This is a genomic window from Shewanella psychrophila (assembly GCF_002005305.1).
GTDB lineage: Bacteria > Pseudomonadota > Gammaproteobacteria > Enterobacterales > Shewanellaceae > Shewanella > Shewanella psychrophila.
Genome location: NZ_CP014782.1, coordinates 5,949,140 through 5,961,555 on the forward strand (window position 1 = coordinate 5,949,140; position 12,416 = coordinate 5,961,555).

15 protein-coding genes are annotated in these 12,416 nt (G+C 42.9%); 6 read left to right on the plus strand and 9 right to left on the minus strand.

Features of this window, described 5'->3' with window-relative positions; genetic code table 11:
* Nucleotides 1-112 precede the first annotated feature (112 nt).
* Complete coding sequence (locus sps_RS28645; RefSeq protein ID WP_077755161.1) at nucleotides 113-397, minus strand: ABC-type zinc uptake system zinc chaperone; 285 nt, start codon at nucleotides 395-397, stop codon at nucleotides 113-115.
* 339 nt (nucleotides 398-736) lie between these two features.
* Here sps_RS28645 and sps_RS29120 point away from each other — a divergent pair, with 339 nt between their 5' ends.
* Nucleotides 737-862: a hypothetical protein gene (locus sps_RS29120; protein WP_257788641.1), complete on the plus strand. Its 126-nt coding sequence runs from the start codon at nucleotides 737-739 to the stop codon at nucleotides 860-862.
* Between the two features lie 31 nt (nucleotides 863-893).
* Here the strand turns inward: sps_RS29120 and sps_RS26060 are convergent, their stop codons facing one another.
* Entirely contained in the window at nucleotides 894-1,229 is a 336-nt protein-coding gene (locus tag sps_RS26060) for a hypothetical protein (protein ID WP_077755162.1), read from the minus strand.
* A 215-nt stretch (nucleotides 1,230-1,444) separates the two neighbouring features.
* Between sps_RS26060 and sps_RS26065 the strand changes: the two genes are divergently transcribed.
* Complete coding sequence (locus sps_RS26065; protein ID WP_077755163.1) at nucleotides 1,445-3,049, plus strand: mechanosensitive ion channel family protein; 1,605 nt, start codon at nucleotides 1,445-1,447, stop codon at nucleotides 3,047-3,049.
* Nucleotides 3,050-3,391: 342 nt separating this feature from the next.
* Here sps_RS26065 and sps_RS26070 read toward each other — a convergent pair whose 3' ends face one another.
* The 5 genes from sps_RS26070 to sps_RS26090 all read right to left on the minus strand — a co-directional run bounded on the left by sps_RS26070 (nucleotide 3,392) and on the right by sps_RS26090 (nucleotide 9,085).
* Nucleotides 3,392-5,104, minus strand: coding sequence for a formate--tetrahydrofolate ligase (locus sps_RS26070; RefSeq protein ID WP_077755164.1), 1,713 nt, complete (start codon nucleotides 5,102-5,104; stop codon nucleotides 3,392-3,394).
* 426 nt (nucleotides 5,105-5,530) lie between these two features.
* Nucleotides 5,531-5,836, minus strand: coding sequence for a c-type cytochrome (locus tag sps_RS26075; RefSeq protein ID WP_077755165.1), 306 nt, complete (start codon nucleotides 5,834-5,836; stop codon nucleotides 5,531-5,533).
* 440 nt (nucleotides 5,837-6,276) lie between these two features.
* Nucleotides 6,277-7,110, minus strand: a complete 834-nt coding sequence (locus sps_RS26080; RefSeq protein WP_077755874.1) for a MaoC family dehydratase — start codon at nucleotides 7,108-7,110, stop codon at nucleotides 6,277-6,279.
* 296 nt (nucleotides 7,111-7,406) lie between these two features.
* Nucleotides 7,407-8,033, minus strand: coding sequence for a chemotaxis protein CheD (locus tag sps_RS26085; RefSeq protein WP_077755166.1), 627 nt, complete (start codon nucleotides 8,031-8,033; stop codon nucleotides 7,407-7,409).
* 170 nt (nucleotides 8,034-8,203) lie between these two features.
* A complete protein-coding gene (locus sps_RS26090; protein ID WP_077755167.1) occupies nucleotides 8,204-9,085 on the minus strand; it encodes a TraB/GumN family protein in 882 nt (293 codons plus the stop codon).
* 56 nt (nucleotides 9,086-9,141) lie between these two features.
* Here sps_RS26090 and sps_RS26095 point away from each other — a divergent pair, with 56 nt between their 5' ends.
* A complete protein-coding gene (locus sps_RS26095; RefSeq protein WP_077755168.1) occupies nucleotides 9,142-9,453 on the plus strand; it encodes a prephenate dehydrogenase in 312 nt (103 codons plus the stop codon).
* A gap of 93 nt (nucleotides 9,454-9,546) precedes the next feature.
* Here sps_RS26095 and sps_RS26100 read toward each other — a convergent pair whose 3' ends face one another.
* The gene (locus sps_RS26100) at nucleotides 9,547-10,083 is read right to left on the minus strand and encodes a DUF3016 domain-containing protein (RefSeq protein WP_077755169.1); all 537 of its coding nucleotides are present in this window, start codon (nucleotides 10,081-10,083) and stop codon (nucleotides 9,547-9,549) included.
* Nucleotides 10,084-10,310: 227 nt separating this feature from the next.
* Between sps_RS26100 and sps_RS26105 the strand changes: the two genes are divergently transcribed.
* From sps_RS26105 to sps_RS26115, 3 genes are all read left to right on the plus strand, one after another.
* Nucleotides 10,311-10,616: a hypothetical protein gene (locus sps_RS26105; protein ID WP_077755170.1), complete on the plus strand. Its 306-nt coding sequence runs from the start codon at nucleotides 10,311-10,313 to the stop codon at nucleotides 10,614-10,616.
* A gap of 111 nt (nucleotides 10,617-10,727) precedes the next feature.
* Nucleotides 10,728-11,009, plus strand: a complete 282-nt coding sequence (locus sps_RS26110) for a hypothetical protein (protein ID WP_077755171.1) — start codon at nucleotides 10,728-10,730, stop codon at nucleotides 11,007-11,009.
* A gap of 359 nt (nucleotides 11,010-11,368) precedes the next feature.
* Entirely contained in the window at nucleotides 11,369-11,686 is a 318-nt protein-coding gene (locus sps_RS26115) for a hypothetical protein (protein ID WP_077755172.1), read from the plus strand.
* Nucleotides 11,687-11,785: 99 nt separating this feature from the next.
* Here sps_RS26115 and sps_RS26120 read toward each other — a convergent pair whose 3' ends face one another.
* Complete coding sequence (locus sps_RS26120; RefSeq protein WP_077755173.1) at nucleotides 11,786-12,295, minus strand: DUF4240 domain-containing protein; 510 nt, start codon at nucleotides 12,293-12,295, stop codon at nucleotides 11,786-11,788.
* Nucleotides 12,296-12,416 lie beyond the last annotated feature (121 nt).

The following is a 12,416-nucleotide window of genomic DNA, read 5'->3' on the forward strand; positions in this document are numbered from 1 at the left end:
CAGGCATAGCCTTAACAGCTTGAATGGGTGGCAGACAGGTACAGAAAGTACAGTCATCCCGTCCCAAAATTGAGCTCGCGATTGAAATTTAGTTAACTGAGATTGATTTGATTTACGCTACAGGAGGGGCGCGACTGCGAAAAACACTGACATGTGACGCTAGGCGCTTACATACCAGATAGGAGACTGGTTCAAATGTTTGCGTTGAAGCCGGAAGGCTAAATGGAATACTCGGTAAGAGTTTATTGAGCTGATGTTTATGGAAGCAGAGAGTACAGTGACCCTTAGCACCATGATCTATATGCTCAACACTGTGGACAGAAGCGGCAAACGACAGGCAGATCAATATGGCTGATAGCCATAAAGCAATTCCTCGTCTTACACTATTACTGACCATGAAAACCACCGTAGAAAACACAAATTAATATCTACCTCGAGTCTAGACGAGGTAAAATCGCGTCCAATTTTATGCAAACAGACAGTTAAGTCAAGTTACGAATTTAATAAAAATAGCTAATATTCAAAAAATAAATGTAAGCAGAAATGAGTCTGTGTGAAAAATCGGCGCGCTAATACCGGATATTCATCGATAAACTATGATGAAATAACAAGATCTATATCACCTTATCCTTGACCACAATTAATACTGACTTAAGCTCTTAAGTCTAAAATTACAACAGATAGCTAATAAGTTAACCTTATTGAGCAGAGCTAAAACCATTAAGGAAGTAACACCATGATAGAGTTCTTACGTGAAAACGGTAAAATGATCTTTTGGACGACAGCTTTCTTCATCGCCATAGGTAGCGGGATCTACTATGTCGATGCAGCTCTAGAAGCACAAGTAACGGTTATTGATTAAGACCGAGGTTCAATAAATATTCCACTTAGAGTTAGCGATACTTCTGCCTATGCTCGCTATCGTCGACCTCTTTAATCTCAGGCGCTTGTGTTACCTTTAGGTGATCCATCATATGGCTGACAAGTAAGACAATCACAGCCACTATGGCCAGAGGTGTGGTTAGATTACGCATCTCAGGCTCAAAATAACCATAGACTAAAGCAGCGACTCCAGAGTAGAAGGCGACGATCTTTAAACGAGTGAGAATAGGGTTCTTACCTAACCAAGCATCACAATGGGGGCACTGGATCTGCGCATTTAAACCTTTTCCACGCTGATTCTTGACCGCATTGACACCAAAGGTCTTACTACAATGAGTACATAACACAGGCTGGATCTCTTTCGTTTAACCAAAATTCGGTGAAAGAGTTTAACAGAATCTGAGTTAAAATAATGCCGTTAATCAGCCTCTATATTCCCCCTCCCTTATGACTACTTAAGCATTAATTTAATTAACTAATAACGATAATTTGCTAATGCGAATTTACACTAACCCGATCAAAGTAATACTATAAGCGCCTAAAAAAGTAACAGGATCTTACTATGTATCGCACATTCACCCTGATCATGCTCACTCTCATGACGCTTATCGGGACTCAAGTACAGGCCGAAGAGGCAGATATTGCTTCTGAGCTCACCTCTTTGCAGCAATCCATCGACCGCGATGTCATTCAGTTGCGAGAGGATCAAGGAGAATTATCTCTATTCACCGAATATCGTATTAAGCAAAAATCGGCTCTATTACATCAAAGGCTCGAAGAGTTAATGAATTTAGCCCCTTTAAACGCCGAGTTGCTCGCCCCCTATGTTAAAGATCATCTCAAGTTTATTGAGGCTGTCGACACCTATTACCTAAGTGGCATGCACATTCTCAAAACAACATTGGGTAAAGGCAATGACGCCGATGTCATGATGCAACTAACCAATAGAGAGTTAGAGCGTGATGACATGCTACAAGCCAAGTCTGAGGCTTTGAACTGGGCAGAAAAGCTATCTATCGATACTGGCGATGTGAAACAGAAACTCACCGACAGCTTGATTGAGCGAGCCGATAATTTAGATAGTCTGGTGCACTTTACCCAAGACAGATTAAAAGTGGCTGTGGCTGATGCGAGTTTGGCGGGTAAGGATGTCTCAGGCGAGCAAACGGCTAAGGTCACTCAGCTTAATGAGAGGCTATCCCATAGTAGTTCCAGTCTAGGGGTATCGATTCAACTATTGGATACTTTGGGACAAGACACCTCGGAGCTTAAGCAGACCCTATTTAGTACATCTGGCGACATCACTCAAGATGTACTCAATCTAGATGTAGCTAGCAGTTTAGTCGAGCAGTGGCTGACTACGGCGAAAAACCAGGCCATAGACAATGGTCCTAGCTTTGTTTTCAAGGTATTTATCTTCCTGCTAATCTTAGTGATTGCTAGCTTAGTCGGCAAAGGCGTTGAGAAGCTGGTTAGAAAAGCGGTAAGCAACTCAAAACTCAAGTTCAGCAAGCTACTACAAGAGTTTTTTACTTCTCTATCGGGCAAAGCGGTATTCACAATTGGTGTGCTGATAGCGCTATCTCAACTCGGTTTCGAGCTAGGTCCCTTGTTAGCAGGCTTTGGTGTTGCCGGTGTTATTATTGGTTTTGCCTTACAAGACACCTTATCCAATTTTGCTTCCGGCATGATGATACTGGTCTACCGCCCCTATGACGTCGGCGACCTTATCAATGCAGCTGGAGTGACAGGTAAGGTGAGTCACATGAGTCTTGTGTCGACCACAATTAAGACCTTAGATAACCAGAGACTCATCATCCCGAATAATAAAATCTGGGGAGATACCATCAATAACATCACAGTCGAGCATCAAAGACGTGTCGATATGACCTTCGGCATCGGCTACGGTGATGATATTGAAAAAGCAGAACGAGTGCTTATGGATATAGTCACATCACATCCTAAAACCCTCAAGAATCCTGAGCCTATGGTCAAGTTGCATACCTTAGGCGAGTCTTCGGTAGACTTTATTGTACGCCCCTGGGCGAAGCCAGAAGATTACTGGGATGTTTATTGGGATATTACCCGTGAAGTGAAGATGCGCTTCGACAGAGAAAACATCAGCATTCCGTTCCCACAACGCGATGTACATGTTTATCAAAGCTAACAAGCGCTAACTCCCATAGGTATAACACCACAGAACAAAGAGTTCCTAGGCTCTAGAGCCTAGGAACTCTTTTATATTATACCAACCTCATTAAATATCTGCTCAGTTCAGAGCCGCTCAGGCTTTTCAATTCAAGACGTATTGATGTAGAAATGGTTATTCCCTTTTAAGTCAGTGCAACGCAGAAGTGAAACGCCAGAGAGGCTCACGTAGTGCGGGTTTCAAGCCCTTTATGCTGCGTTAAATGTTCTCGATATAGAATAACTATTAGCTTCAAACATCCGCCTTGCCTACAGAACTTTGAACTCCCGCTGAAAGATCACATATTCAATAGGGTTGGTATTAAGCCAATCCAACTATCTCATCTTGCTCATTTATGTCGATATTCAGGTACCCTGGCTTCACGCCTAAGCCTGGCATTGTCATCACCTTACCGACTAAGGCTGTAATAAAGCCTGCTCCAGCATTGATCTTAAATTGGGTTATTGGCAAATCAAAATCTTTGGGGATCCCTTTCACCTTAGGATCATGACAGATAGACAAAGGAGTTTTGGCTACACAGATCCCTAATCCATCTAACCCTATGGCTTTTATCTGACTAAGCTGCTGTTTTGCTTCGTCAGATAAGATTATCCCCTTCGCCCCATAGCCTGATTCGGCAATCGCCATTAGTTTTGCTTCCAAACTAGACTCTAAGGGATAGAGAAATCTAAACTCAGAGGCTTGCTCTGTGGCACTGACGACGATTCTTGCTAGTGCCTCGGCGCCAGACGCTCCTTCACTAAAGGCATTACTGACTTCACAGCCAAAGGCGGATGTTTCAGCCACCGCCGATTTGAGCCATTGAAGTTCTTCTTCTGTATCTGTGGGGAACCGATTAATCGCCACCACCACTGGAATACCGTATTGACTCACATTGTCTATATGCCACTTTAGGTTAGCGAACCCGGCCACAAGTCGTTCCATATCCGGTAGATTAATATCATTTCGAGATTCGAGTCCAGAATTAGCCTTGAGGGCTTTTAGGGTCGCTACAACAACAGCCGTATCGGGCGCTCTGCCCGACTCTCTGACCTTGATATTACAAAATTTCTCGAAGCCCATATCTGAACCGAAACCACCTTCCGTTATCACGAATTCTGACAGTTTTAGTGCGATTTTATCGGCAATAATCGATGAATTACCGTGTGCAATATTGGCAAAGGGACCAGCGTGGATAAGGCACGGGTCCCCGGTTAAGGTCTGCATCAGAGTAGGCTCTATCGCATCGCTCATAATGACTGTCATAGCACCTGCAACTCCTACATCTTCTGCGGTGATAGGGTGCCCTTGTGTATCTAATGCCAATATCAAACGGCCGATACGCCGACGCATATCCTTCAGACCCCGACTCAAGGCGAGTATAGCCATCAGCTCAGATGCCGCCGTAATATCGAAGCCGGAATCATGTACGGGCCCATTATTATCCCCTATCCCCACACTGATATTTCTTAAGCTACGCTCATTATGATCTACAACCCTGCGCCATAGGATCTGTTTAGCGTCGATATTAAGAGGATCAGATCCAGATTGCGCAACATACTCCTCTCGAGATAATCTGGATTCATGAAAAAGGCACGCATCGATAGCTGCGGCTGCCAAGTTGTGGGCACTGCTGACTGCATGGATATCGCCAGTGAGGTGCAGGTTAAGCTCCTCCATAGGCACGACCTGGGCAAATCCGCCACCAGCGGCCCCACCCTTTATACCAAATACAGGCCCCATGCTGGGCTGACGTATACAGGCAGTAGCACACTTACCTATGGCATTTAACCCTTGAGTCAAGCCTATACTCGTGACCGTCTTACCTTCACCAAAAGGAGTCGGAGTCACAGCCGTGACAATCACCAGCTTCCCCTCCACGTTACCTTGCAGACGATTTAATATATCTAAACTAATCTTTGCCTTAGTATCGCCAAATAGCGATAGTTCACTGGCCTCTATCCCTAACTTAATAGCAATGTGGTTGATGGGTCTATGCTTCGCTTGGCGAGAGATCTCTATATCTGACAGCATTATTTTGCTCCTCTTCTTCTAGAGATGAATTGATTTAATTTGTATGTAGGGTGGTAGCCAAGAATATAGGCCATCTTTGACATGGGCTAAATACCCAAGAGAAGATTAGTGGAGCTTATTTAAGCTTTTTTGAATCTAAATCAATAAATAGTAATCTAGTAGACTAAAGCCACCATTTAAAGTCATATGAGTCAATCTATGAGTACTCTAGCTAAGCTGGATTGAAAACCAAATTGTCACCGACAGAGCAATTACAGTTCCCCGCTTTGAAATATCTGATTTTATCGCTGGCTTCTGGCGTATGAACACCTGAAAAATATCAGCTTAATTTCAAGCTCACTAAAATATCAGTAATGTACTTTTAAAATACTGTTTTGGGCTTATACCGATTGATATCGGTATAAGCAATATCAAAAGTAACAAACGTCATTTAGCCGTACTCATATATTTAATCAGTGCCGTGAACTCTTCATCGGTACAATCCATACATAAACCTTTTGGCGGCATCGCCCCAGTACCATTATTAGCGCTAGCTAATAATGCTGGCATGCCTTTATCCAATCTAGGCCTCCAGGCAGCCACATCACCAGTCTTTGGTGCCCCTGCAGCCCCAGCTGCATGGCAGGCGGCACAAGTTTTATTGTATATTTCCTGAGCATCTCGTGCCAGAGCCTGGATTGATAAACTGACAGCTATTGTAGTTACAATCATCAAAATAAGTGACTTTTTCATACACTCTCCTGGAAAATTAATTTTACGAAATCAACAGGCTCCTCTCGGTAAGATGTCATTGATTAACGAATTCATGTCTCACATGAGATATATAGTATAACGATGTAAAAAACTCAATTTTGAACTGAAGTTGATGACGAAACTCAAGTAGGTTAATTTAACTAAATTCAGTCTAATACCAAAAATATACATTTGGTAATCTATACTTGGGTCATGGCTCTTCCCAGCCGCTCTAAGCCCATTATAGGCAGTGTCAAGCTAGCAGAATTACAGCCGCACAGGCATCGAGTCAGATAAAGTTAAGCAAACAGCAATGGTTTAGCATCTGGCAGGCCTCAACCGGACACAGTGTTTCTTAATCCCCAAAATTAGAAAACAAAAAAGGCGCCAATGGCGCCTTTCTCTATTCAGTCATACTAATACCAAGCGGTATGTACCAATCACAGGAAGCTGATTTTTCCTGAGAGATGTGGGCGACGACCCCTTTTATCTCTTAGCTCGAAGACTAAATTGTCTTCATCAGCCTCAGAATCGAAGCTAACGTCAGCAGGCATGAGTAGTGGCAACTTGAATGCCACTTCTACAGTACAGGGGCGCTCACCAATTTGCGGCATCATCTGAGCGATACAGCGAGCCTTAGACCACATACCATGAGCTAACACACGATCGAAACCAAAACGTTTCGAGAGTACAGGATGAAGATGGATAAGATTATAGTCTCCTGAAGCTTTAGCATAACGGCGACCTAAATCATCGGCTAAACTCCAGGACTCGGGAGATTCCCAAACCATGGCATTAGCCTTAGGTGGGCGAACGCGGCGCTTACCATTCTCGATACGATAGAGATATGTAGACAATGACTCCCACACTAATTCACCATCGACGAAGGCTTTCGAGACTAGATCGAATTCTAATCCGGAATCAGTTTCTGTGCTGCTCGTTAAGACGCACTCTATATCGAATTTTTCATCGACATTTAACACTCTGTGCTGAGAAATACTGTTCTTAAGGTGAATCATTCCAAGCAGTGGGAACGTGATGGCATCATGGGTAAAGATAACCGCATGCAGACGAAATGCCATAACATACATGTAAGTCATGGGCAGCGTCTTACCGTCGAAGTCGAAGCCACATACCGATGAGTATTGGGCGATCTTATCTTGAGACAAACTGACATTTGACGTTGAAACGTAGATCTTTGGCAAAGGCTGCTCATCCCACCCCGGCTTACGCCCGAAGAAGATCTTACGATAGAGGGAAAATAGAGAAGGCATCGCCTTCAATTCAATAGAATAATCATTTCCCACGTTAACCGAACCTTTCAAATTTTATATCACCAAACAGATTTCAAGCCGGCAAGTATACCTTAAAGTAAGTAAGATGCGCTAAATTCAAACAGAATTAATCTACTTAAAAAAGTTTTGAGCGTACAAAAGACGGAGGACTTATATGAAATCATACTAGATCTTAAGAATTAAAAGTGTAAAACAGATACCACAAGATTCAGAGCTGATTAATGACCGGGTAACAATGTCATTTAAAAGGATGTCTTAGTGATAAAACCCAACCTTCAAAACAGCTCGACTTGGTTATCCTCTTGCTTTTTGACGAGATTATTAAGATAGACCTTCTCTTCAGTCATCATCTGATTTATGCGTGCAGGTGACATACGTTTCAACAAAACTTTACCGCTATTAGGATGAAATAGTACTTTACGCGGCCAGGGACCGCCCAAGTCATCCGACTCTATAGCTATCCCCTCAAGTTTCAGGTACTCCTTCACAAACTCTATGTTTGATTGTCCGACATTGAGCACAGATGATTTGGTCATTCGGGCTCCTCCAAAAACTTTTGCCTTTAACCTCTGTCGTTGGCCACCAGAGGTCAAAATACCATTGATCAATTGCTCCATGGCCAAGTTTCCATAACGACATGAATAACTTGTTAGTTGATGCCAATCTTCATGGAGTTCTTTCTCGGGCAAGAGGAAGTGATTCAAGCCACCGATCCCCAATAAAGGATCCCAAATACAGGCAGCAACACAGGAACCAAGACGAGTGAAAATATACTCATCATGTGAGGATATATAGAAAGCGCCGGGATCGACCCTGGCTATGACCTTGTTATGCTTCTTATCCCAATTTCTGGGGATCTCCTCGAACCCCATTCGTGGGGGAGGAATTGCGATAGCTTGCATTCAGCCTCCTTGCTGCTAATCGAGTCCACTCAAACACGATCCAAAATATGGGTATCATTTTGAGTGCTAATCTGAGTCCAAAGTATAGTCAGGCAAAAACAAACTAGCCCTAATACTTAGTCCTTATTTAATCCTTACCTAATTAGGGCTAGAATTAACAGGTATCAGTTTTAATCGCATTCCTGTTGCCAACAACTTTTCACCTTAGCACCGTACTCAGTCATCTCCATGGGAATGCTTCTATCTCCAACCAAGTGGCCTGCACCGATAATGATAAATAACGGATGCTGCGTATCAGGATCTTGCATTAGCTCTCGAATTCTCTTCGCCATATCGATATTGCGTTGCCAGAGCAATTTCTCCAGCATTAAGGTATCTTCCTCATCTGACATCTGCCCCTCCATAAGCTCGGTGATATGGTCCGCATCCCCAGTTCGCCACGCCGTGATCAGACCATGCATATCTTCGTCCGGTGACTCAATGGCTTCTCTCACCATGGCCCATTGAGACTCCTCATCGAAGGAAGAAAGTAACTGAAACTGGAACTCAGTGCTCTCTAACTCTAACAAGGGACGGCCTTGATTCTTAGCAATAAACCTCTGATCCACGCCATAAGCGGCACTGTAACCTAACTCCTCGAACCGACTCATTCCCAGTTGCATTGACTGAAGCCAAGGCGCAAATCCACTCAATGCTGCACACACATTGGCTCTTTGCTTACAGTAGGCATCGAGTACATTCTTAGTTTCGACGTCTATGGGAAGTTTATTCAAGCCATATTTTCTTATCAAAGCCATGATATCGGCACTGCCAGCATCAGCCTCGACAACCAAAGACCCTGCCGACTCAAATTTTGATTCAATTAGCGGAGCCATAGGGTAAAAATCAGCCTGTCCCACATGAATGGAACCGAGTAGATAGGCCGTTTGTCCTTGATAGTCAATCTGAAAGAAAGGAGGCCTATCCTCTACTGCGGCCTGAGCTGATGAGATAAACCCCGAAAATACGAGCCATACAACACCGAATAATAACCTATGCCGACTTGTTGCCATCTGATTAGCCCCTTATAATCTCGATAATTTAAAAGTTTATGCAATGAGAGGCTGTTATGCCACACACACGTGTTATTGAACAATTGAAACAAAACTTACAATCAGCCTATCGTAAATCCATAGATGCAGATGGCAAGCTTGATGAGTTAAAAAAAGCGGGCCATGTAAAGTTCAATAGAATTTTTACTCAAGATGAAGGGTTCACCACCAACAGCAATCGCTTCAAGCCCTACGTTCAGGAGCTTGCCGATGAGCTCGAAGAACTGCCGACTGATGGCGAAAAGATGCCTGCGGCACTAGAGAAGTTTGTACGTAAGTTAGGTGTCTTGATTCAAACATTACAAGCATTTAAAGAGCAATCAAAGTAATTTGCACGCTCTGAACATATAACTAAAAAGGCTAAATAAGCGATGAGCTCATTTAGCCTTTTTGTTTTTAACCCATGAAAACTGATCTATATCTTAGATTTTAGGCTCAACCGTTTTCTTCATCCAGTCTGCAAGTAACTTGTTCTCATATCTTAAAGGCTTATCATTCACACGACCTATGTTATGCATGAAACCCATGTCGGTCAGTTTTTCGTTACCAACCATGACCACCTTATCGCCCTCAAGTACTGAATAACTAAAGGTAATGCGAGGCGGATAGATATCTTTGATCAAGCGAATATCGTTCATCGTAGCACCGAATGTCGGTCTAACATCGCCAGCAAGATCTAAATCAGTCACTATTAACTCAAGTTTTTGTTCAGGCTTGAGAACTTTACTCGCTTCTTTATCCAGGTCCTTAGTTAATGTTTCAAACGTACGAGCCTCATAACGCGACTGAATATCGCTTGCCGCTTTGACATCACGGAAACTCTTAGGGTCTTGCCAAGTGATCTTGACCACACCTTGCTCTGTCACTGGATTTTCAGCCACTTCATCGGCAACCGCGAAACCAGAAAGCATCGCTCCAGAAACCATAGTTCCTGCTAGTAATAGATGGGTTAACTTCATATCAGCCTCCTGGGCTAAGTGTTCTATATGGCATTTAGCGTACAAAATCTAACCTGAATATGAGCTTAATGCAAAACAATTAATACCTATTCATGTATATAGTGCACCACTTATATTAGACCGTAACGCACTAGATTTAATTACATAATAATTAGATAAAACTGTATCAAAAATTATCACGGATAAATAGAATAGTGACAATCAATGCTAAACAACCCTGACATAAAATGAAAAATGCCCCCGCGATTATTCTAGTGACTCTGATTTTCATCGCTCTTGGTGCTAGCCTCTACCTCATTAATAGCTCTGAAAAGAGTCATTCACCTGAAACTTGGTCCTCCTTTGTCTATACCGGGGGCTACGATTCGGGTCGATATAAGAAGCAAGATGACTTCACCAGCTATGAGACCTGCCGTGAACACGCATTAAAAACATCGATCCAGTATGATAATGCCCCCTGGGAATGTGGGCTAAGGTGCCGCTTCGACTCCAGCCGACAGGGATTCCAATGTGAAACAATGACAAGTGAATAAGCTTCTTTATTCGCCACCTAATTTTACTGACATCGCCAACAGTTCAGCAGACATTCAAGTTGACGATGATAATATCCACAAAATATCCATCCAAGCACTATGAGTATGACTATGACTTTTTCACTAAAAAATATATTAATGATCTCTCTTCTCACCACATCTTCTTTAGTGAGTGCCACCGACCTGACTAACTTAGAGATAGATGAGACTAAAGCCACTGCCGACGAAGTGCTTAGCCAGTATCAAGCCCTAAACGAAGAGATGGATGCAGAGACACAATTAGACAAGATAGATCAGCAACTCGACCAAGAAAACCTCGAACTGCTGCAGCCGATCTGTACCGAATACTCTATCGACATAGATACGGGTGAAGAGCTCTGTACCACACAATAATCCCAATTACTCTTCCCACATGCTGTGACTAGTGCTTTGGTTACAGCCGAAGAAAATACTAGAGCGAGGTAAGAGCTTCTACCTCGCTTCCCTCTCTACTCATAAGCTACACGCGATAGCCTCCACTCTCTCTACCTCCCAGTTTAAATCAGATAGCTCAATTTTCATTCAGCTTAGGTTCATACTTTACCGTTTAACATACTGAATAAGTTAACGAGCACTAGCACTCTTTTGAAACAAGGTTTCGAAAGAACAAGCTTAATACCAGAAGATGACACCTCTTCATCGACAATTTAGATAAATACCGACGAAGAGCAAATATTTCCTTATCTGGTCACAATACACTTTGGAGACTTTTTATGAGCCATGCCATCACGAAAACTAAAATCAACTTCTCTGGTAAAGTTGCACTATTTTCAGTCTTTATCATAGGCGCAATGATCACAGGCCAAGCGTCTGCCAATGATTTTACCCCATCAGAGCAAGCAGCCATCGATCAACATATGGAGCTTTTGTCTGAGCAGCAAGTCAAGTCTGACGAAGCTATGATAGATAACCAGCAACAGGGCTTCGATGCAGGATTAGAGAAGGCTGAAAACAAGTTTATGACTAATATCTGTGATGAACACGGGCGTGAATATGATAATGCCACCGAGGTTTGTTACGAGCAGAAGTAAGCTATCCACTAAGACCTATCGATATTCAGCAAAAAAGCGAGGTTAGCCTCGCTTTTTTGCTTTCTGTTCTACTCAAATATGAGCCAAGCATAAGCCTGTTTAGAACGGAAATCTTTGACTCAATTGCGGATAATCAAGTTTAAGCTGCTTTTTCTTGGTGGTAAATTTTTTACCTTGTGGCGCCGCTTTCCCGGAAGGCACAAAAGGAAGTTCCTCACCGGTTCTGTCTTCGAAGATCTGACCGGCTATCAAATCATATTCGTCGAGAAAGGGGTAAGGATAGCCATCTTTCTCCGGCCACTGATCTAACAAAGCAATCTCATCGGGATTGGCGATCACTTTTTCGTACCACTCTTGTCCCAGTGAAATAAGAAAACATCGATACTCGGCAAAAGCATATTCAGAATCACAGCCCGTTATAATATAAGCCGCTCCCCAGATAGACCAAAAATAGGTTCTGCGCATTTGTTGCCCAAATATTTTATCAAATTCGAGTAACTCTTGCTCAGACAGTAGCTCTAGTTTGCTCTTAAGGTTATCGGCAAGGTTTATCTGGTCTTGAGCGGGGGTCTCTCTCGTTACCAGTTGCCAAAATTCTATTTCAGTCATGCTAATTATCTTCACTCATATCTACTGCTTTTGGCTATTCTAACCAATATACAGACTTGAGACAGTACAAATTCTCAGGCAAGAAAGAAGAGAGCCAGTAAAAGTATAAATTAGAGTGCTA